19 protein-coding genes are annotated in these 21,224 nt (G+C 68.6%); 11 read left to right on the top strand and 8 right to left on the bottom strand.

The features are described 5' to 3' along the window. Window positions 1-9: 9 nt before the first annotated feature. The 6 genes from ABNQ38_RS36390 to ABNQ38_RS36365 form a co-directional block, all read right to left on the bottom strand. The gene (locus ABNQ38_RS36390; RefSeq protein WP_377811816.1) at window positions 10-369 is read right to left on the bottom strand and encodes a DUF3817 domain-containing protein; all 360 of its coding nucleotides are present in this window, start codon (window positions 367-369) and stop codon (window positions 10-12) included. After that, window positions 369-632: a hypothetical protein gene (locus ABNQ38_RS36385; RefSeq protein WP_377811815.1), complete on the bottom strand. Its 264-nt coding sequence runs from the start codon at window positions 630-632 to the stop codon at window positions 369-371. The genes ABNQ38_RS36390 and ABNQ38_RS36385 overlap by 1 nt, the downstream gene beginning before the upstream one ends. A gap of 11 nt (window positions 633-643) precedes the next feature. After that, entirely contained in the window at window positions 644-970 is a 327-nt protein-coding gene (locus tag ABNQ38_RS36380) for an ArsR/SmtB family transcription factor (protein WP_377811814.1), read from the bottom strand. A 95-nt stretch (window positions 971-1,065) separates the two neighbouring features. Further along, window positions 1,066-1,242, bottom strand: a complete 177-nt coding sequence (locus ABNQ38_RS36375; protein WP_377811813.1) for a hypothetical protein — start codon at window positions 1,240-1,242, stop codon at window positions 1,066-1,068. Next, window positions 1,239-2,378, bottom strand: coding sequence for a PepSY-associated TM helix domain-containing protein (locus ABNQ38_RS36370; protein ID WP_377811812.1), 1,140 nt, complete (start codon window positions 2,376-2,378; stop codon window positions 1,239-1,241). Before ABNQ38_RS36370 ends, ABNQ38_RS36375 begins: the two co-directional genes overlap by 4 nt. A 43-nt stretch (window positions 2,379-2,421) precedes the next feature. After that, a complete protein-coding gene (locus tag ABNQ38_RS36365) occupies window positions 2,422-4,611 on the bottom strand; it encodes a TonB-dependent siderophore receptor (RefSeq protein WP_377811811.1) in 2,190 nt (729 codons plus the stop codon). Between the two features lie 296 nt (window positions 4,612-4,907). Between ABNQ38_RS36365 and ABNQ38_RS36360 the strand changes: the two genes are divergently transcribed. The 10 genes from ABNQ38_RS36360 to trxC all read left to right on the top strand — a co-directional run bounded on the left by ABNQ38_RS36360 (window position 4,908) and on the right by trxC (window position 16,673). After that, the gene (locus ABNQ38_RS36360; protein WP_377811810.1) at window positions 4,908-5,396 is read left to right on the top strand and encodes a hypothetical protein; all 489 of its coding nucleotides are present in this window, start codon (window positions 4,908-4,910) and stop codon (window positions 5,394-5,396) included. After that, window positions 5,350-6,126: a nucleotidyl transferase AbiEii/AbiGii toxin family protein gene (locus ABNQ38_RS36355; protein ID WP_377811809.1), complete on the top strand. Its 777-nt coding sequence runs from the start codon at window positions 5,350-5,352 to the stop codon at window positions 6,124-6,126. Before ABNQ38_RS36360 ends, ABNQ38_RS36355 begins: the two co-directional genes overlap by 47 nt. Before the next feature lie 170 nt (window positions 6,127-6,296). Next, a complete protein-coding gene (locus ABNQ38_RS36350) occupies window positions 6,297-7,682 on the top strand; it encodes an efflux RND transporter periplasmic adaptor subunit (protein ID WP_377811808.1) in 1,386 nt (461 codons plus the stop codon). Beyond that, window positions 7,679-10,828, top strand: a complete 3,150-nt coding sequence (locus ABNQ38_RS36345) for a multidrug efflux RND transporter permease subunit (RefSeq protein ID WP_377811807.1) — start codon at window positions 7,679-7,681, stop codon at window positions 10,826-10,828. The genes ABNQ38_RS36350 and ABNQ38_RS36345 overlap by 4 nt, the downstream gene beginning before the upstream one ends. 6 nt (window positions 10,829-10,834) lie before the next feature. Then, the gene (locus ABNQ38_RS36340) at window positions 10,835-13,960 is read left to right on the top strand and encodes an efflux RND transporter permease subunit (protein WP_377811806.1); all 3,126 of its coding nucleotides are present in this window, start codon (window positions 10,835-10,837) and stop codon (window positions 13,958-13,960) included. Window positions 13,961-14,087: 127 nt separating this feature from the next. Continuing rightward, entirely contained in the window at window positions 14,088-14,669 is a 582-nt protein-coding gene (locus tag ABNQ38_RS36335; RefSeq protein ID WP_377811805.1) for an RNA polymerase sigma factor, read from the top strand. After that, entirely contained in the window at window positions 14,666-15,094 is a 429-nt protein-coding gene (locus ABNQ38_RS36330; protein WP_377811804.1) for a hypothetical protein, read from the top strand. The genes ABNQ38_RS36335 and ABNQ38_RS36330 overlap by 4 nt, the downstream gene beginning before the upstream one ends. Next, window positions 15,091-15,597 carry a periplasmic heavy metal sensor gene (locus ABNQ38_RS36325; RefSeq protein ID WP_377811803.1) on the top strand — a complete coding sequence of 169 codons (507 nt, stop codon included), beginning with the start codon at window positions 15,091-15,093 and terminating at the stop codon, window positions 15,595-15,597. Before ABNQ38_RS36330 ends, ABNQ38_RS36325 begins: the two co-directional genes overlap by 4 nt. A gap of 244 nt (window positions 15,598-15,841) precedes the next feature. Then, the gene (locus ABNQ38_RS36320; RefSeq protein ID WP_109048527.1) at window positions 15,842-16,096 is read left to right on the top strand and encodes a hypothetical protein; all 255 of its coding nucleotides are present in this window, start codon (window positions 15,842-15,844) and stop codon (window positions 16,094-16,096) included. A gap of 88 nt (window positions 16,097-16,184) precedes the next feature. Next, complete coding sequence (gene trxC, locus ABNQ38_RS36315; RefSeq protein ID WP_377811802.1) at window positions 16,185-16,673, top strand: thioredoxin TrxC; 489 nt, start codon at window positions 16,185-16,187, stop codon at window positions 16,671-16,673. Between the two features lie 21 nt (window positions 16,674-16,694). On the opposite strand, the gene ABNQ38_RS36310 is transcribed toward trxC, so the two are convergent. Continuing rightward, window positions 16,695-18,764: a methyl-accepting chemotaxis protein gene (locus ABNQ38_RS36310; RefSeq protein ID WP_377811801.1), complete on the bottom strand. Its 2,070-nt coding sequence runs from the start codon at window positions 18,762-18,764 to the stop codon at window positions 16,695-16,697. Between the two features lie 247 nt (window positions 18,765-19,011). Further along, window positions 19,012-19,824 (bottom strand): SDR family NAD(P)-dependent oxidoreductase, encoded by an 813-nt coding sequence (locus ABNQ38_RS36305; protein WP_377811800.1) that lies wholly within the window; start codon window positions 19,822-19,824, stop codon window positions 19,012-19,014. A gap of 190 nt (window positions 19,825-20,014) precedes the next feature. Here ABNQ38_RS36305 and ABNQ38_RS36300 point away from each other — a divergent pair, with 190 nt between their 5' ends. Next, window positions 20,015-21,208 carry a class I SAM-dependent RNA methyltransferase gene (locus tag ABNQ38_RS36300; protein ID WP_377811799.1) on the top strand — a complete coding sequence of 398 codons (1,194 nt, stop codon included), beginning with the start codon at window positions 20,015-20,017 and terminating at the stop codon, window positions 21,206-21,208. Window positions 21,209-21,224: the final 16 nt, after the last annotated feature.

The raw sequence follows: 21,224 nt of genomic DNA, 5'->3' as shown, positions 1-21,224 counted from the left end.
GACCGCACCTCACAGGGTGGCGGCGAGCGCCGCACGCCGGGTCAGGGTGCGCGCGCTGAAGAAGGCGCCGAAGGGCACCATGGCGGCGGCGAAGAGCTTGATCGTCTCGCCCCGCGACCAGCCGCCGGCCGACACCATCCGGGTCAGCATCCAGAGATAGGTCAGGAAGGCGAAGCCGTGGATCGGTCCCATCGCCTTCACCGCATCGGGGAAACCGGCGAGGTGCTTCAGCGGCACGGCCACGAAGAGCAGGAGGATCAGCGTACCGCCTTCGACGAGGCAGGCCGTCCGCATCCGCAGCATCTGCCTGCGATCCTCCATATCGGACCGCTCATGGTCGGGCTGCACCGTCATCATCCGCGGCGCCATCACCCGACATCCTTCAGGATTTTCTCCACGCCGGCGAGCCGGCCCTCGATCTGCGTGACGCTGCCCCTGATCGAAATCAGGGTCGCGGTCAGTTCCTCCTGGGTCTTGATCGTCCTCTCGACGAGGTCGCGGTATGCGGCATCGCCGGCGCTCTGCGCCCGGCCCCGACGGGCCGACGAAAAATACTTCATCGCGAAAATCAGGAGGATCGTCACCAGGACGAGGATCGTGACGAGAAGGAAATAGGATTCTCTGCCGGTCATCGGGCGCTCCTTCAGGAGTCGGAATGTCTGCTGGTTGCGGTCAGGGAAGGCGCGGCTTCGGCAATCGCCGTGGGCGTCAGCTCGATCGCGAACGGGGCGATTTCGAAGAAGTTGAGCGCCTTTCCATCCGGCGAGACCTCAAGCCGGCTGGTGACGAGCCCCGCCTCCTCCAGCTTCCGCAGATGAAGGTGCAGAAGCGGACGGCTGATGCCGATCTCGCGCGCCAGCTGACTGACGTAGGTCCGCCCCATTGTGCTCAGCGTCGCCACAATGCGCAGCCGGTGCGGGTTTGCCAGCGCCGACAACGTCTCGAGCAATCGGTCGCCGCTGCAAGTCATGTCCGCTCCGCCCCACCAGTAAGAATTTACTTACAGGTGGGCCGACATACCGTCAACAAAAACTGACAGGTGACAGTCTTTCCTTCCGCATCCCCTCACACCGCCGACCGCCCCGGCCATTGCCGCCACAGCTTGACGGCGCAGACGGCCAGCGGCACCGACAGGGTCGCCCAGCACAGCCAGTCCCAGATGCCGTCGCCCAGGATGGCGGCGGCCAGCCCGACGGCGGACAGCACGGCCAGCGCGGCCGGAATGCCCCAGATCCCGCTCATGCCTTGCTCCCCAGCTTGGCGCCCGATGCATTTCTGTCGGACGCCGACCGCGCCCGCGGCCGTTTCAGCCAGACGACGAAGCCGGTCACCGTCACCACGCCGGTGACGATGGTGAACAGCGCCCAGACGATCTGCAACGGCAGCCCGCCGTAATCGCCGAAATGGAACGGCCCCGACAGCATCAGCACCGTCATGTACCAGGGCGTGCCGGCCGCCTCGGCGACCACGCCGGTCTCGGCATCGACCAGCGCGACGCTGAGCAGCCGCTGCGTCAGTTCGGTGTGGCCACGCACCAGCACGCTGAAATGGCGGCTGCCGGCATATTCGTTGCCGGGATAGGCGATGAAGGCCAGATCCTTGCCGGGGAAGGCCGCCAGCCCGGCCGCGGCCACCTGGTCGATGGACACCGCCGGCCCCGTCATCGGCTCCGGATGGCGGGCGGTCATAGCCGCCAGCTCGGTCTTCTGCCAATAGCCGGTGATCAGCGGCGAGAAGGACAGGATGGCACCGGTCAGCCCGACGACGAAGGCCCAGACCAGCGTCGCCACGCCGAACAGATTGTGCAGGTCGATGTTGCCGATCCGTGTCCCCCGCCCGAAGCGCAGGATGCCGAAGGCCAGCTTCTTCATGAAGGGGCCGTAGACCACCAGCCCACTGACCGTGCTGACCACGAACAGCAGCCCCATCACCCCGACGAACATCTGGCCGGCGAAGCCGGTGAACAGGTCGACATGCAGCTTCAAGAGGAAGCCGACCAGCGTCTCCTCCGGCTGCTTCAGCATCTGGTTGGCGCCGGTGAAGCCGTTCAGCACCACCCAGCGCCCCAGGTCGAAACCGCGCTCCTCCGGCTTGCCAAGGTAGATGTAGTTGACCGCCTTGTCCTCCGGATCGAAGGACAGCAGCTTGGGCACCAGGGCCGGGTCGGCCTTCTGCGCGATGTCGACCAGCGACTGGAGCGGCAGGCGGGCCTGCCCCTCCGTGTAGCTGCTGTCGAGATCCTCCCCCATCAGATGCTGGATCTCGTGGTGGAACACCAGGATCAGCCCGGTCACGCAGAGGATCAGCAGGTTGGCCGAACAGATCAGGCTGGTCCAGCGGTGGACGAGGCGCCAGCCCCGCAGGCTCGCAGGCGTCATGACGGCTTCCTTTGCCAAGGGGGAAGGAGGGACGGCACGATGCTTACCAGCGATAGCGCAGGCCGGCGGTCACCGTCCGCCGATAGCCGTAGGCGCACCACTCGCCGTAGTAGCAGGAGGCGACATATTCCTTGTCGAACAGGTTCTTGCCGTTGACGGTGACCTCGGCCCCCTGGAGCTTGGACGACAGCGCCCCCAGATCGTAGGACACCGTGGCGTCAACCAGGGTGAAGGACGGCACCTTGAAGGTGTTCGCCGTGTTGGCCGTGCTGCCGGTGTAGCGCAGGCCGGCGCCGACGCCGAGGCCGGTCAGCGCAGTGCCTTCCGGCATGTGGTACATCGCCCAGGCCGACGCCTGATGGCGCGGCACCGCGGCCAGGCGCTTGCCCTGCAGCCCGTCATTGTCCTTGGTGTACTTGGTGTCGAGGTAGGTGTAGGCGCCGATCAGCTCCAGGTCCTTGGTGACGCCGACCTTGGCCTCCAGCTCGACGCCGCGCGACCGCGCCTCGCCGCTCTGGATGGAGAAGCCGGGATGGGCGGGGTCGCTGGTCAGCAGGTTGCTGCGGGTCAGGTCGAACACTGCCGCGGTGAACAGGCTGTTCAGGCCGGGTGGCTGGTACTTCACGCCGACCTCGTACTGTGTCCCCTCCTCCGGCTTGAAGGGCTTGCCGCCGAAATCGACGCCGCTGCTGGGCGTGAAGGACTCGGCGTAGCTGACATAGGGGGCGATGCCGTTCTCGAAGACGTAGGTCAGGCCGGCGCGGCCGGTCCAGGCCTGATCGGACTGGGTGCTGCTGCCCGACGCGGTGGTCGAGGTGGTCTTCGCCCAGTCGCGGCGCCCGGCGACCGTCAGGACGAAGCCGCCCAGCTTCATCTGGTCCTGGAGATAGACGCCGGTCTGGCGCCCGTCGATGTCGGTGCGGTAGACCGCCGGCGGGGTGACGGCGATGCCGTAGACCGGGTTGAAGACGTCGATGGACGGCGCCATCCCGAAGCCGGCGGTGTAATGGCCGTCCAGCCGCTGGTGATCGACGCCGGCCAGCACGGTGTGGCCGACCGGCCCGGTGGCGAAGCGCCCTTCGATCTGGTTGTCGAAGGCGTAAGCGTTCATTTCCTCCCGCGAGGTGGCGACCCCGCGGAAGAGGCTGCGGTTGTCGGTGTCGAGGCCGTTGGCGTACAGGCTGTCGTAGGCGACCTTGGCGTTCAGCCAGCGCCCGTTCAGCCGGACGGTCCAGGCGTCGCCCAGCTTCTTGTCGAAGGCGTAGCCGACCGAGGCCTGACGGCGGTCGAACTTCTCGTAATTCGGGTCGCCGTCATAGAAATCGACCGGGATCCTGCCCAGCGGGTTCGACAGCACCGTGCCCTGTGGCGGGATGCCGCCATAGGAGTTGCCCTTGGGGTCATGCTGGTAGAAGCCAAGCAGGGTCAGGCTGGTCTCGGCATCCGGCTTCCAGGTGAAAGACGGCGCGACGGCGATGCGTTCGTTCTCCGTCATCCGGATCTGGCCGTCCTCGCTGAGGCCGACGGCGGTCAGGCGGTAGAGGAACTTGCCGTCCTTGTCGATGGGGCCGGAGAAGTCGGCGGTGCCGCGCCAATGGTTGTCGGTGCCGTATTCGACTCCGACCTCGTTCAGCGCGGTGGCGGTCGGACGCTTGGAAACCTGATTGATCAGGCCGCCGGGCTGCGCCTGCCCGTACAGCACGGAGGTCGGGCCCTTCAGCACCTCCGCCCGTTCCAGCAGATAGGGGTCGATCTGCGGCGCGGCGTAATAGAGCGACTGGAGCCTCAGCCCGTTCAGATAGGTGTCGGCATCGAAGCCGCGGATCTTCAGCTGGTCATAACGGGTCGCCACCGCGCCGCGGGTCTCCGCCGTGACGCCGGCGGTGTAGCGCACCACCTGATTCAGCGTCTGGGCGTTCTGGTCGCGGATCTGGTCGGCCGGAATGACGGAGATCGACTGCGGCGTCTCGATCAGCGGGGTATCGGTCTTGGTGCCGGTCGCCTGCTGGTTGGCGACATAGCCGGTCACCGGCGTCAGCGCGGTTTCCCGCTGCCCGGTCACCGTCACCGCCGGCATCTGCACGGCGGCGCCGTCGGCGCCCTGCGCCCCGGCAGTTTGCGCCACCTGGGCCATCGCCACCTGGGCCACCGACGGCACCATCAGCCCGCCCAGCACCATGGCGCCGAACGCCGCCCCCCGCGACACCCGACCGCCGTCCACTCGTCTCTTCACGTGATTGCCCCCGACACGAATAAGAATCATTCGCAGTTATTTGCCCTGATAATGCAAATGATTCTTATCTTCAATACCTATTCGCGTATGTGACGCGACAATCCCATCATGCCGACGGCACATCGCGGAAAGGGGCCCGTCCGCCTTTTCGGGCATCCGGCGGAACGACCGTCATCACCGATGAGCAGCCCCTATGACAGAGCGCACCCACCCTCTGCGGGCAGGCACCTTCTTGACTTGTAAAATGCGATCTATCACATTGATATTCCCTGGTGATTTTCTTTGGATGTCAACTCATGGCGACGCCGATGAACGGAACCTTGCCGATGCGGCTCCTGCACGACCTGCGGCGCAGCGGCGTTGCGACCGTCGCATCCGGGACGCTGGTCGGGCGTTACGGGTCCGCATCGACGGTAAGCCGTGCGCTCAGGAAACTGATTGCCGCCGAGAAAATCGAACCCATCCAGCGCGGCCTCTACCGCATCTTGCCGGACAGGGAACCGCGTCTTGCTTTCAACCGGGCCTGGAGCAATCCCGGCGGCACCTTCGACGCCGACCATCTGATCGCCATGACGCTTTCCCGGCCGACGTTCAGGGACGTCGCCCGGCTTTGCAAATCCTACGGGGTCGCCCGGGTGCGCCGCGTTCTGGACGGCCTCGAAGCGGACAAGGACGTTCCTTCGGCCCTGGCGTCGGAGTGGCGGCATCGTCTGAACAACATCGAGAAGGGGTTCCGCGATGCTGCGCGTCGACTGCCTACCGGGCGAAACCAAGCGGCTGCTTGAGGCGATCTCGTCCTGTCCGGAGATCGGTCAATTCACGCTGATCGGGGGCACGGCCCTGGCGCTGACGTGGGGGCACCGCCGCAGCGAGGATCTCGATTTCGCCATCCCCGGAACCCAACTGCCGCGCGACGGCTGCCGGGCCATTCTCGACCGCCTCGCTACCCAGGGCTGGCGGATCTCGGACATCTCCAGCGAGATGGCGCGCATGTACGCCGAAAACGACGGAGACGACCTTGCCGACACCCAGCAGGATTGGCTCTGCCGGACTGGCGGAGCGGAGACAGGCGTCAAGCTGACCTTCTTCGCCGATTATTCGCCGAAGCGGCACGAAGCCTACGCGCTGGAGCCGTCCCGCCTGGGGTGCGTCAAGGCGATGCCGCCGGATGGCATTTTCCTGCTCAAATCCCAGCTCATCCTGCGTCGGACGACATCGCGCGACCTGTTCGATCTTTGGTCGTTCCTTGAGCGGGGCAAGACCATCGGCGACATCCTCGTCGCCGCGAAGCAGGAGAACCCCTATCTCTCCTATGAGAAACTCCGTACCCATTTGCTGCCGTCGCGCCTGCCCCGCACCGATCCGGGCCTGACGGCTCTGGTCGATGACGGTCCTGCGGACTTCGATTCCCTCAAGTCCGCGATCACTTGCCATCTGGACCGATACGAGGAAGTCCTTGCGGCGGAGATCCTGGTAAACGACCGCACCGATCCGGCGGGCGACGCCACCCCGTAAACGCTACAATCGCCGCGATCCGCCCCAAAGGGGCGGCTAACCCCGTGCAAAAAAATCATCGCCGCCCCCGACGAATCCGCCCCGCCGGCCCGTATCAGGGACGGACAGAAAGACCGGGGCGGCGGAAAGCGCCGTCCGGTCGGATGTCGGGACAAGCGTCGGAACAGGTCATGACGATTCGTTGGAAGCCGGTGGTCACCGGCGTTGTTCTTGCCGGACTGGTCGGCGGCGTCGGTTACGCGGTTCAGCAGAAGCTGGCCCCTCCGGCCACGACGCAGCCGGGCCAGCCCCCCGGCCCCGGCGGCCCTCCCGGCAGTGGCCCAGGCGGCGGTCCAGGCGGTGCGCGCAACAGCGTGGTGGCGGTCCAGGCCGGCACCGTGGCGCGCGAGGACGTGCCGATCTGGTTCGACGGCATCGGCACGGTCCAGGCCTTCAACACCGTCACCGTGCGCGCCCGCGTCGATGGCGAGCTTCAGCGCGTCTCGCTTCAGGAGGGCCAGCTGGTCAAGGCCGGCGACCTGCTGGCGACCATCGATTCCCGTCCGCTCCAGGCCCAGCTGGCGCAGGCCCAGGCGAAGAAGGCGCAGGACGAGGCGCAGCTCGCCAACGCGCGGCGCGACCTCGAGCGCAACATGAACCTGAAGGAGTTCGCCTCCCGCCAGTCCGTCGACACCCAGCGCGCCCTGGTCGCCCAGTACGAGGCGCAGATCCGCGCCGACGAGGCGGCCATCGAGGCGGTGCAGGTCCAGCTGAACTACACCACCGTCACCGCCCCGCTCAGCGGCCGCATCGGCCTGCGCAACGTCGACCAGGGCAACGTGGTGCGGGCCAGCGACCAGAACGGCATCGCCACCATCACGCAGATCCAGCCCATCGCCGTCCTCTTCACCCTGCCGGAGAAGCAGCTCCAGGCGGTGCTGGCCGCCCAGGCGCAGGGGCCGGTGAAGGTGGAGGCGCAGGACCGCGAAGGCCGCCGCGTGCTCGACACCGGGTCGCTGTCGGTGGTGGACAATTTGATCGACACCGGCACCGGCACCATCCGCCTGAAGGCCGAGATGCCCAACGACCCGCAGAAGCTGTGGCCCGGCCAGTTCGTCAATGTTCGCCTGCTCTCCACCGTCCGCCGCGGCGCCACCACCGTGCCCGCGACCGTGGTGCAGCGCGGGCCGCAGGGCACCTACGCCTATGTCATCAAGGACGACCTGACGGTGGAGCAGCGCCCGATCAAGGTCGCCCGCCAGGAGGAGACCAAGGCCATCGTCGAGGAGGGGCTGACCCCCGGCGAGCGGGTGGTGGTGGACGGCCAGTACCGTTTGCAGCCCGGCTCGAAGATCCGCATCGTCGAGCCCATCGCGTCGGCTGCACCGGCCGGCACCGCCCCCGTCGCAACACCGGAAGCGGCCCCCACCGGCGCGCCCGCCGGCAGGACGCAGGACCCTGCCGCGCGCGCGGAACGGCGGCGCGAACGGCAGCAGCAGCGCGAGCACAACGGCGGCGCCCCTCCTGGCGCCCCTCCCGGCCCCACCGGACCGCGTGAGGGGCGGCAGCCCTCATGAACATCTCCGCCCCCTTCATCCTGCGGCCGGTCGCCACCGGCCTCCTGATGCTGGCGGTGGTGCTGCTGGGCCTGCTGGGCTACAGCACCCTGCCGATCTCCTCGCTGCCGACGGTCGATTTCCCGACGGTGCGCGTCACCACCCAGCTGCCGGGCGCCGCCCCCGACGTCATGGCCTCCTCGGTCACCGCGCCCTTGGAACGCCAGCTCGGCCAGATCGCCGGCATCTCCTCGATGGTGTCGACCAGCTCCTTCGGGCTGTCGGTCATCACCCTGCAATTCGACCTGACCCGCGACATCGACGCCGCCTCGCAGGACGTGCAGTCGGCGATCAGCGCCGCGTCGGGCACGCTGCCCAAGGGCCTGCCCAACCCGCCGGTCTACGACAAGGTCAACCCGGCCGACACGCCGGTGATGGTGCTGGCGCTGAGTTCCGACTCCCTGCGGCTGGAGACGGTCAGCGACGCCGCCGACACGCTGCTGGCGCAGAAGCTGTCCCAGGTCGACGGCGTCGGCTATGTCGGGATCGAGGGGGGCCTGCGCCCCGCCGTCCGCGTGCAGGTCAACCCCGCCGCCGTCGCCGGCCTCGGCCTGACGCTGGAGGATGTGCGGACCACCATCACCCAGGCCAACGTCAACGCGCCGAAGGGCAGCTTCGACGGCCCGCGCCAGTCCTGGTCCATCGGCGTCAACGACCAGATCGAGAATGCCGCCGCCTACCGCCCGATCATCGTCGCCTACAAGAACGGCGGGCCGGTGCGGCTGACCGACATCGGCACCGTGGTCGATTCGGTGGAGAACACCCGGCTCGCAGCGTGGCATGACGGCAAGCCGGCGGTTCTGCTGAACGTGCTGCGCCAGCCCGGCGCCAACATCATCGACACGGTGGACCGCATCCACAAGCTGCTGCCGTCGCTCCAGGCCGGCCTGCCGCCGCAGATCCACATGGCGGTGCTGACCGACCGGACGGAGACCATCCGCGCCTCGGTGGTGGACGTGCAGAAGACGCTGGTGCTGACCGCCGGGCTGGTGGTGCTGGTGATCTTCCTGTTCCTGCGCAAGGCCTGGGCGACGGTGATCCCGGCGGCGGCCCTGCCGCTGTCGCTGATCGGCACCTTCGGCATCATGGCGCTGTGCGGTTTCAGCCTCGACAACCTGTCGCTGATGGCGCTGACCATCGCGTCCGGCTTCGTCGTCGACGATGCCATCGTGATGATCGAGAACATCGTCCGCTACATCGAGAAGGGCGAGAAGCCGTTGCCGGCGGCGCTGAAGGGCGCGCGGCAGATCGGCTTTACCGTGGTGTCGCTGACCCTGTCGCTGATCGCCGTGTTCATCCCGCTCTTGTTCATGGGCGGCGTGGTCGGCCGGCTGTTCCGCGAGTTCGCCATCACGCTGTCCATCGCCGTGCTGGTGTCGGCGGTGATCTCGCTGACGCTGACGCCGATGATGTGCGCCCGCCTGCTGAAGGCGGAGGCGGAGGCCGAAACCAAACCCAACGGCCTGTTCCGCTGGACCGAGCGCGGCTTCGACGCGCTGCTGAACGGCTATGCCGCCTCGCTGCGCTTCGTGCTGCGCCACCAGCCGGCGACGCTGGTCTTCACCATCGCCACGCTGGCCGCCACCCTCTACCTCTACGACGTGGTGCCCAAGGGCTTCCTGCCGCAGCAGGACACCGGCGTCATCATCGGCGTCACCGATGCCGCCCCCTCCATCTCGGTCAAGGCGATGGCGGAGCGCCAGCGCGAGGTCGCCGACATTGTCCGGCGCGACCCCGACGTGGCGGGCGTGGCGAGCTTCGTCGGCACCGGCACGGTGAACGCCACCACCAACACCGGCAACCTGACCATCGCGCTGAAGCCGCGCGACCAGCGCAGCGCCTCGGCGGAGGAGATCATCGCCCGGCTGCGCGCCGCCACCGGCGACCTCAAGGGCGTGTCGCTGTTCATGCAGGCGGTGCAGGACGTGCAGATCGACAGCCGCGTCAGCCGCACCCAATACCAGTACGTGTTGCAGGATGCCGACCCGCGCGAGCTGGAAAGCTGGACCCCGCGCCTGCTGGAGTCCCTGCGTGCCCGGCCCGAACTGACCGATGTGGCGACCGACCAGCAGCCGGATGGGTTGCAGGTCTATCTCACCATCGACCGCGACGCCGCCAGCCGCCTGCATGTTCTGCCCCAGGCCATCGACGACACGCTCTACGACGCCTTCGGCCAGCGTCAGGTCTCGACCATCTACACCCAGACCAACCAGTACCGCGTGATCCTGGAGGTCGAGCCGTCCTTCCAGATGGACCCGGCATCCCTGTCGAAGATCTATGTGAAGGCCAGCGGCGGCACCGTCGTGCCTTTGGGCGCCATCGTGTCGGTGGAGCGCAGGACCGCGCCGCTGGTCATCACCCACCAGGGCCAGTTCCCCTCCGTCACCCTGTCCTTCAACGTGGCGCACGGCGTCTCGCTGGGGGCGGCGGTGGCGGCGATCCAGCAGGCGCGCGACAGCATCGGCATGCCCGACACCGCGACCGCCCGCTTCGCCGGCACGGCCGCGGAGTTCCGCGCCTCGCTCGACACCCAGCCCTGGCTGATCCTGGCGGCGGTGGTCGCCGTCTACATCGTGCTGGGCGTGCTGTACGAGAGCACGATCCACCCGATCACCATCCTGTCGACCCTGCCGTCGGCCGGTATCGGCGCCCTGCTGGCGCTGATGGCGACCGGCCACGATCTGTCGCTGATCGCGCTGGTCGGCATCGTGCTGCTGATCGGCATCGTCAAGAAGAACGCCATCATGATGATCGACTTCGCCCTGGAGGCGGAACGCAACCAGGGCATGGCGCCGGAACGCTCGATCTACGAGGCGTCGCTGCTGCGCTTCCGCCCGATCATGATGACCACCATGGCGGCGCTGCTCGGCGCCCTGCCGCTGGCTCTGGAGAACGGCACCGGGTCGGAGCTGCGCCGGCCGATGGGCATCGCCATCGTCGGCGGGCTTCTGTTCAGTCAGGTTCTGACGCTCTACACCACGCCGGTGGTCTATCTCTACATGGACCGTCTCGGCAGCCGGCTCGGCCGCTGGCTGCGGCCCTGGCGCCGGAAGGACGCCGCGGAGCCCGGCAATGACCGCTCGCCCGGCCGGGCGGCGGCGGAGTAGCCGGCCATGGCCTCCCTCAACCTCAATCCGCTGGCTTCGGCCGCCTCGCTCTCCGCCCTGTTCATCCGGCGGCCGGTCGGCACCGCGCTGCTGATGGTCGGGCTGATGATCCTCGGCGCGGTGGCCTACCGCTTCCTGCCGGTGGCGCCGCTGCCGCAGGTCGAATTCCCCACCATCATCGTCACCGCGTCGCTGCCCGGCGCCAGCCCGGAGACCATGGCGGCCTCAGTCGCCACGCCGCTGGAGCGCCGGCTCTCCCGCATCGCCGGCGTGTCGGAGATGACCTCCAACAGCAAACTCGGCAGCACCACCGTCGTCGTGCAGTTCGACCTGAACCGCAATGTCGAGGCGGCCTCGCGCGACGTGCAGGCCGCCATCAACGCCGCCGGCGGCGACCTGCCGGCCGACCTGCCGAGCCCGCCCAAGATGCGGCGCATCAACCCGGCCGACGCGCCGGTGATGACGCTCGCCATGACCTCCACTACGCTGGCCCCGGCGGAACTCTACAACCTCGCCGACAGCATCATCGGCCAGCGGCTGAGCCAGATCGAGGGGGTGGCCCAGGTCTCGATCAACGGGGCGGAGAAGACGGCCATACGCGTCCGGGTGAACGCCGCTGCCGCCGCCAACATGGGCGTCAGCCTGGAATCGATCCGCAGTGTCATCTCCCAGGCGAACGCCAACGGCGCCAAGGGCAGCTTCGACGGCACTCACGAGTCCTGGTCCATCGGCGCCAGCGACCAGTTGTTCGGCGCCGACGCCTACCGCAAGCTGATCGTGACCGAGAAGAGCGGCGCCACCATCCGGCTCGGCGATCTCGCCGACGTGATCGAGGCGCCGGAGAACAGCCGCACCGCCGCCTGGCAGGACGGCCACCGCGCCATCCTGATCAACATCCAGAAGCAGCCGGGCTCCAACGTGGTCGACACGGTCGACCGCATCCGGGCGGAACTGCCGACCTTGCGCGGCTGGATGCCGCCGGGGGTCAGCCTGTCGGTGCGCACCGACCGCACGCCGACCATCCGCGCCTCCATCGACGACGTGCAGAAGACGCTGGCGGTCACGGTGGCGCTGGTGGTGATGGTGATGGCGCTGTTCCTGCGCCGGCTGTGGGCGACGGTGATCCCGGCCGCCTCGGTGCCGCTGTCGCTGGCCGGCACCTGCGGCGTGATGTGGATCGTCGGCTACAGCCTCGACAATTTCTCGCTGATGGCGCTGACCATCTCGGTCGGCTTCGTGGTGGACGACGCCATCGTCGTCATCGAGAACATCGTCCGCCACATCGAAAAGGGCGCTAAACCCTTCGAGGCGGCGGTGAAGGGCGCCCGTCAGGTCGCCTTCACCGTGGTGTCGATCAGCCTGTCGCTGGTCGCCGTCTTCATCCCCATCCTGTTCATGGGCGGCATCCAGGGCCGGCTGTTCCGCGAGTTCGCCGTGGTGCTGTCGGTCGCCATCGCCGTCTCGGCGGTGGTGTCGCTGACCCTGACCCCGATGATGTGCGCCCACCTGCTTCAGCCGGAAGCGGAGCGCGGTCCCCCGGGCCGGTTCGCCCGCGCGCTCGCCTGGATCGGCGACCGGCTGTTCGGTCTCTATGCCGGCGGGCTGGACTGGGTGCTGGCCCACCGCCGCACCATGCTGGTGGCGACCTTCGCCATCATCGGCGTCAGCGTCTGGCTCTATGGGCAGGTGCCCAAGGGCTTCGTGCCGCAGCAGGACACCGGCCTGCTCATCGGCTTCAGCGACCCGCCGCCGGACATCTCCTTCCGCGCCATGGTGACGCGCCAGCGCGCGCTTCAGGACGCGGTGGCCGGCGACCCGGCGGTGGAGAGCGTCGGCGGCACCGTCGGCGGCGGCGGTCCCGGCGGCACCTATTCCGGCCAGATCTTCATCGCCCTGAAGCCGAAGGCGGAGCGCGACGACCTCGCCACCGTCACCCAGCGGCTGCGCATGCGCGCCGGCCGGGTGCCGGGGGTGCAGCTCTATCTGACGCCGGTGCAGGACATCCGCGTCGGCGGCTTCCAGGGCCGCAGCCAGTACCGCTACAGCCTTCAGGATTCCGACATCGCTGCGCTGAACGAGTGGGCGCCCAAGCTGGTCGACAAGATGCGCACCCTGCCGGAGCTGGTCGACGTCGCCAACGACCGCCAGAACGGCGGCATCCAGGCCAACGTCATCGTCGACCGCGACGCCGCCACCCGGCTCGGCGTGTCGCTCAGCGCCCTGGAATCGACGCTCTACGACGCCTTCGGCCAGCGGCAGGTCTCGACCATGTATCTGGCGCAGAACCAGCACAAGGTGGTGCTGGAGGTCGAGCCGTCGGAGGCGCTCGGCCCCGACGACCTCAAGCGCATCTATGTCGCGGGCCGCAGCGGCATGGTTCCGCTGTCGGCGGTGTCGCGCGTCGTCATCGGCAACCAGGCCGCCAGCATCCAGCACCAGAGCGGTTTCCCGGTCGCCAACCTGACCTTCGACCTCGCCCCCGGCGTCTCGCTGTCCCAGGCGACCGAGCTGATCCAGCGCGCGGCCGAGGACATCGGCATGCCCGCCAGCATCCGCGCCGGTTTCCAGGGCGACGCGCGCGCCTTCCAGCAATCGTCCTCCAGCCAGCCGCTGCTGATCCTGGCGGCGCTGATCACCATCTACATCGTGCTCGGCGTTCTGTACGAAAGCCTGATCCACCCCCTGACCATCCTGTCGACCCTGCCGTCGGCCGGGCTGGGGGCGCTGATCGCGCTGATCCTGACCGGCTACGACCTGTCGATCGTCGCCCTGATCGGCATCATCCTGCTGATCGGCATCGTCAAGAAGAACGCCATCATGATGATCGACTTCGCCCTGGAGGCGGAGCGCGAGCGCGGCCTGTCGCCGCTGGAGGCGATCCGCGAGGCCGGTCTGGTCCGCTTCCGCCCGATCATGATGACGACGATGGCGGCCCTGCTCGGCGCGGTTCCGCTCGCCTTCGACTTCGGGACCGGCGGCGAGATCCGCCGCCCGCTCGGCATCGCCATCATCGGCGGCTTGCTGGTCAGCCAGATGCTGACGCTCTACACGACGCCGGTGGTCTATCTGACGCTGGAACGGCTGGCCCTGCGGCGCAACCGCCGCCACGCCATCGCCGCGCCCGCGGAATAGGGGGCGGAGGATGGGTGCGGTTCTGACGTTTGCAACGATTTTCATCCACCCCGCAAGGTCCCCTCTCCCCCCAGGGAGAGGGAGCTGGCGCCTCTCCGCCCTGTTGGGCATAGTTCTCGCCCACGGCATGAGCGGAGCCCCGGTGGTCGAGGCGAGCGACACGGACGACGAACTGATGGGCCGCGTGGCCGGCGGCGACGCCGCCGCCTTCGACCGTCTGGCCGCCCGCCACATGCGTCGCGCGGTGGCGCTGGCCCAGCGGATGACCGGCAACCCGTCCGACGCCGACGAGATCGCGCAGGAGGCCTTCCTGCGGGTCTGGCAGCATGCCGGGCGCTGGGACGGGGCGCGCGCCGCCTTCACCACCTGGCTCTACCGCATCGTGATGAACCTCGCCATCGACCGCGGCCGCCGCCCCGGCTGGTCGCCGCTGGAGGATGCCGGCGACCTGCCCGACCAGACCCCCGACATCCTGACCCGCATCGCCGAGCGCCAGACCGCCGAGCGGGTCAACCGGGCGCTGGCCGCCTTGCCCGACCGCCAGCGCGCCGCCGTCGTGCTGTTCCATCAGGAGGGGCTCAGCCTGCGTCAGGCCGCCGAAATCCTGACCATGGGCGAAAGCGCCTTCGCCTCGCTGCTGGCCCGTGCCCGGGCCGCGCTGAAAACGGCGCTCAGCCCCGACGATCCCGTGGGAGGGAGGATGCCATGACCGACGAAGACTTCCTCCGCCACCTCGACGATTACGGCGCCTCGCCGGAGCGCTGGCCGGCGGAGCTGCGCGCGGACGCCGAAGCGGCGCTCGCCCGCTCCCCCGCCCTGCGCGCCGCCCAGGAGGACGCCGCCACCTTCGACCGGCTGCTGACGGCCCCCGCAGCGCCGATAGACGACGCCCGCGTCGCCCGCCTGCTGTCCACCGTCGGCGCCGCGGCGCGGGCCGTGCCGCAGGAGGGCGTCGTCATGCTGCTGCTCGGCCGGATGCCGCGGCGGAGGGTGGCCGGCTTCTGCGTCGCCCTGCTGGCGCTCGGCTGGTTCGCCGGCCATCTCGCCAGCCCGCTCCCGTCAGCGCCGCGCAGCCAGGAGCTGGCCCTGCTGAACGACGAGGTCGTCACCCTGTTCGACGGAGAGTCCCGATGAGCGGTTTTGCCGCCCCCCGTCGCCCGCAGCCCTCCCTCCTGACCCGCCTCCGGCAAGGGATGAGCCTGCGCCGGCTGGCGCTGCTGTCGCTGGCGCTGAACCTGTTCCTGGCCGCCATGCTGGTCGGCACCACCCGCAAGCCGGCGCCCCCGCCCTACCGGCCGATGCCCGACCGCTTTGTCGAGCATGTGGCCGCCGGCATGTCCGATGCCGACGCCGCCCGCCTGCGCGCCATTTTCGAGCCGCTGCGCCCGCGCTATGACGCGCTGACCGAGGATTATCGCGAGGAGGGGCAGCGGGTGCGCAGCCTGCTTCAGGCGGAGCCGGTGGATTTCGAGTCCCTGAACGCCGCGATCGCCGCAGCCCGTGCCAAGCGCCGCCTGATCGGCGAATTGACGGAGCAGACCGTGCTGCTCGTGCTGCCCGACCTCTCGCCTGCCGGACGGTTGCGGATGGTCGGGGGATGGGGAACCGCTGGCGCCCCCGATACGCCCAAAAAATAGGCAAACCCACTCATCCACAGGCCGGATGCGCCCGCCGGAAGGATGCGGAAGATTCTGTTCGGAGTTTGCGCACACATCTATCCACAGATTCTGTGGAGAAGAAAACCGGCAGAAATTTTATCCACACAAATTCACATTCTATCATCCCCAAGTTTTATCGCCCGCCTTCCCGACGATCCTTGTATCCACCACCGATCCGGCATATCCAAATAACGTGGATCAGCAAGATTGGTGGGGGATCGTCATGATCGGAGATCCGTTTCATCCAAAGAAGGCGACGATCTCTTTGCGGGTTGACCGCAGAGTCAAAGATGTCGCCAAGAATTACGCACGCCAGCGGCAGACGCCTTTGGCCGAGGTCATGCGCGACCTCTTGGCCCGCTACGTCGCCGAATGCGCGCGGGAGAATGCCCTGGCGTCCCCAGACCTGTTGAAGGACCGGCCGGCGCAATATGTGGATTTCGCAAAGCTGGAAGGCCTGATGGGCCGGCAGGAGTAGGCGCGCCCGTCCACAGGGGGATCTTGAGCGGGCGGCTCCGCCCCCATACATCGACGGTGGACACGCTGCCAGGGGAAGGAGCCCCGCCATGCCGCCCACCTCCCAAGATTCAGGCCAGTCTTCCACAGGCGCCCAATCCGGCGCCGACAGCCTTCACGTCGCCTGTCCGCAGTGCGACACGCTGAACCGCGTGCCCCCGGCCCGGCTCGGCGGCGGCAAATGTGGCCGCTGCGGCAAGGCGCTGTTCGAAGGCAAGCCGGTGGCGCTCGACGCCCGCCGCTTCGCCGCCCATGCCGAACGTGGCGACCTGCCCCTGCTGATCGATTTCTGGGCCGACTGGTGCGGCCCCTGCCGCGCGATGGCTCCCGCCTTCGCCCAGGCCGCGGCCCAGCTCGAACCGCAAATCCGCCTCGCCAAGATCGACACCGAGGCCTCGCCGGACCTCGCCGCCCGCTTCGGCATCCGCAGCATCCCGTCCCTGATCCTGGTCCATCACGGCCGCGAGATCGCCCGCACCGCCGGCGCCATGCCGCTGCCGGCGCTGGTGGCGTGGGCGAGGCAGGCGCTTGCCCGCTGAACCCGGCGCCCGGTGTGGGCGTTACGCCGCCCGTACCGTCGCGATGAAGGTGCCGACCTCCTTGCGCAGGCGTTCGGCCTCGACGGCCAGTTCCTGCGAGGTGCCGTGGACGCGGCCGGCGGCGTCGCCGGTTTCGTGCACGGCCGTGCTGACGCCGGCGATGTTGCTCGACACCTCTTCGGTGCCCTGGGCGGCCTGGGTCACGCTGGAGGCGATCTCGCGGGTGGCGGCGGCCTGTTCCTCGATGGCGGCGGCGATGGCGGTCGTGATCTCGCTCATGTGACCGATGGTCTTGCCGATGCTGCCGATGGCCCTCTGGGCGCCACCGGTGGTTTGCTGGATTTCCTGCACCTTGGCCTGGATCTCGTCGGTGGCCTTGGCGGTCTGGTTGGCCAGCGCCTTCACCTCGCTCGCCACGACGGCGAAGCCCTTGCCGGCCTCGCCCGCCCGCGCCGCCTCGATGGTGGCGTTCAGCGCCAGCAGGTTGGTCTGGGCGGCGATGCCGCTGATCAGTTCCACCACCGCGCCGATCTGTTCGGCGGCGGTGACCAGATCGCGCATGGTGCGGTCGGCGCCGGTGGCGTCGGCCACCGCCTGGGTGGCGATGCGCGTGGAGTTCTCCACCTGCTGGCCGATCTCGGAGATCGAGGCCGACAGCTCCTCCGTCGCGGTGGCGACGGTCTGCACATTGGCCGAGGCCTGTTCGGAGGCCGAGGCGACGAGCAGCGAGCGTTCGCTCGCCTCCTGCGCGGTGGCGGTCAGCGCGGTGGCAGCGTCGCGCATGCCGGTGGCGGCGGTGGCGACGGTGTCGACGATGCCCTTCACCGTGCTTTCGAAGGTGTCGGCCATCTGCATCATCGTCTGGCGGCGCTGGGCGGCGGCCTGCCGCTCGCTCTCCTCCTGCGCCTTGCGCATCCGCTCCATCTCCAGCGCGTTCGTCTTGAAGATCTGGAGCGCACGGGCCAGCGCGCCGATCTCGTCGCGGCGGTCGTCATCGGTGACGGTCACCGTCAGGTCGCCCTCCGCCAGCCGCCCCATTTCCCGCGTGGTGTTGCCGAGCGGCTTGGTGATCGCCCGCGAGATCGCCCAGGCCAGCAGCAGGCCGAGCAGAACGGCGACCGCCGTCACGGCGGTGCCGCGCCCCTCCGCCGCCGACACTTCGGCGGCAGCGGTGACCTCCAGCTGCGACAGGAAGCTGGCGGAATGGTCGCGGATCAGGCCGATCTTCTGGCCGATCTGCTTGCCGGCCTTGCCCAGCGTCTCGCTGTTCAGCGACTTCAGCTGGTCGCTCAGCACGGCGATGCGGTCGATCCCGGCGCCGTAGGCCGGCAGCTTGGCGACGGCGTCCGACAGCCTGGCCTTGACCGGGCCGTCGGCGATGGCGTTGCGCAAGCCATCCGCCTTCCCCGTCAGATCGCCCAGATCCTTGCGGATGCGGGCCAGATCCTCCGCCTTGGTTTCCGCGACGAAGCGGGCAACCAGCACGCGGACCAGCAGGAACTGTTCGCTGACGCCGGCGACCTGCACCGTGCGGTCCAGATCGCCGCCGTCCTTCTCCGCCTTGACGGTCTCGCTCAGCGTTCGGCGGATGTCGGCGCCCAGCGTGTTCACCACCGACGCGACGATGGAGTCGCGCTCGGTCCGCGCGACGACCAGCCGGTCGAACCCGACGGTCAGCGTCTGGTGCAGACCGGCGATCTCCTGCGCCGCCTGACGGTCGCCGGCATCGGTCATCCGCGCCATGGCGTCGTCCAGCTTGCGGCGGAATTTGTCCACTTCACCACGGAAACGGTCGGCCACCGCGGCGGAGCCGCTGGAGACGAACTCCTCCGCCGCCCCCAGCGCATCGGAGAGGTTGGTGTCGGCCTCCGCCACCGCCATCGCGACGTGCGACTGCGCCGCGTAGCGGCGGAGCGCGTCGTCGCTGGACCGCAGGCCGCTCCAGGATACCGCCCCCAGCCCGACCAGAAGCGCCAGCGTGACGCCGAAGCCAGTGTAAATCTTGGTCGCCGTGCGCAGGTTGGCGAAGGGACCGGCCTTGATCGGCCGGGCTGCGGTCTGCTGGCTGGAGCTGGGGCTGGCGGCATTCATGACTGGGACCCTCGTCTTCTGACCCGACTGCTGGCGGCGTCCCGATCTTTCGGGGGATCGGTTGTCAACGAGTTACCCTACAAGAACAATGCCAAGCCACCATTAACGCTGTGATGTTTTTTTATCCTACGAAATCGATCTATTCCTCGGGACGGGACAGATTCATCCTCTGCATTTTGCAAAAATCATTGAGATTGCTTTGCAATCTGCCAAAGCTCGACCTTCGCAATTGCAAAAAATACGCCCATTAGTTATAATACTGACCGCCATTCACCTCTATCGTCTGGCCGGTGATGTATCCGGCCAGCCGGTTCGACGCGAGGAACAGGTAGGCGCCGACGCAGTCCTCCGCCGTGCCCAGCCGTTTCAGCGGAATGCGCGCCGCGGTCTGCGCGAGCTTGTCGGCGGTCGAGTAGCGCTGGTGGAAGTCGGTGTCGATGGTGCCGGGCGACACCGCGTTGACGCGGATGCAGTGCGGCGCCAGTTCCGTCGCCAGCGAGCGGGCGAGGCTGGCCTGGAAGGCCTTGGCGGCGCTGTAGAGCGACGAGCCGGCGCTGCCCCCGGTGCGGCCGGAGATCGACCCAGTGTTGACGATGGCCCCTCTCGACGCGATCAGCGCCGGCAGGGCGCTGCGGCTGGCGACGACCGCCGAGGCGGCGTTCAGGTCGAACTGCTCCTGCAGGAAGCCGTCGTCGATGTCGGCCAGCGCCACCCGGCCCAGCATCGTGCCGGCATTGTTGACCAGCACGTCCAGCCCGCCCAGCCGGTCGATTGCCTGCTCCACCACCGCGCGGGTCTGCCCCTTGTCGGCGAAGTCGCCGGCCAGCCCGATCACGCCGTCTCCCATCCCGGCCGCCAGTGCCTCCACCTCCGCCCGGTCGCGGCCATGGATGGCGACGCGGGCGCCGAGCTGGGCGAAGGCCGCCGCCACCGCCGCACCGATGCCGCGGCTGCTGCCGGTGACCAGCACGCGCTTGTCCCGGAACTCCTGCGCCAGCAGGTCGGCGGGCCAGCCGGTGGACAGGTGGCCGGACAAGGGGGTGGTGTCGGTGGCGGTCATGATCTGCGCTCTCCCTGCCGGCCAGCCCGGTCCGTGTTCGGAAACGCAAGCCGGCTTGATTGTTCGTGTTCCAATCCGATCATAGGGGCCGGCACTCCGGCGTCAACAGCCGGGCCTGCGCGCCAGCGACATCCGGCTGTTTTGCGAGAATCCTGTCGATGGAACCCGGCCCTTCGGGCTATGTAGGCGCATGAACACCGACCCGACCAGCCCCGCCCAGCCTTTCGAGATTTTCCTGGTGGCCGCCCCCGGCCTGGAACCCGTGCTGTGCGCGGAGGCCAGCGACCGCGGCTTCACCGATCCCACCATGGTGAAGGGCGGGGTGACGGTCACCGGCGGCTGGCCGGAGGTGTGGCGCGCCAATCTGGAACTGCGCGGCGCCACCCGCGTGCTGGCGCGCATCGCCAGCTTCCGCGCCCTGCATCTGGCCCAGCTGGACAAGCGCGCCCGCCGCGTTCCCTGGGCCGAGATCCTGCGCGCCGACGTGCCGGTGCGGGTCGAGGCCTCCTGCAAGGCGTCCCGCATCTACCATGCCGGCGCCGCCGCCCAGCGCATCGAGCGCGCCATCGCCGAGGAACTCGGCGCCCCCATCGTCAAGGCCGCGCCCAAGAAGACCGGAAAGTCCGCCGACAGGGACGCGCCGGAAGAAGATACGCGCGCCGTCCAGATCAAGGCGCGCATCGACGACGACCTCTGCACCATCAGCGTCGACAGTTCCGGCGAGTCACTGCACAAGCGCGGCCACAAGGAGGCGGTCAACAAGGCGCCGATGCGCGAGACGCTGGCCGCATTGTTCCTGCGCCAGTGCGGCTATGACGGGCGCGAGCCGGTGCCTGTGGTGGATCCGATGTGCGGCTCCGGCACCTTCGTCATCGAGGCCGCCGAGATCGCCGCCGGCCTGAAGCCCGGCCGCTCCCGCTCCTTCGCCTTCGAGCAGCTCGCCACGTTCGATCCTGCCCGCTGGCAGGGCCTGCGCGGCAGCGCCGGCACGGCGACGCCGCCCGCGGTCCGCTTCTACGGCAGCGACCGTGACGCCGGCGCCATCACGATGAGCCGCGCCAATGCCGAGCGGGCCGGCGTCTCCGCCTGGACCGACTTCGCCCACCACGCCATCAGCGACCTGACCCCGCCGGAGGGTCCCCCCGGCCTCGTCATCGTCAACCCGCCCTATGGCGCCCGCATCGGCGAGGGCAAGTCCCTGATCCCGCTCTACCACGCCATGGGCCAGACGCTGAAAACCCGCTTCGCCGGCTGGCGTGTGGGAATCGTCACCAACGAGGCCGCCCTGGCGAAGGCGACCGAGCTGCCGTTCCTTGAGGGCGGGGTGTCGGTGTCGAACGGGGGGATCAGGGTGACGCTGTACCAGACGGGGGTGTTGGGGTGAGTTGTATTTGATACCA

The sequence above is a fragment of the Azospirillum sp. A29 genome, assembly GCF_042604625.1.
GTDB classification, from domain to species: domain Bacteria; phylum Pseudomonadota; class Alphaproteobacteria; order Azospirillales; family Azospirillaceae; genus Azospirillum; species Azospirillum palustre.
The sequence above is the reverse complement of the archived record's forward strand: the minus strand, read 5'-3'. Positions and strand labels throughout refer to the sequence as shown.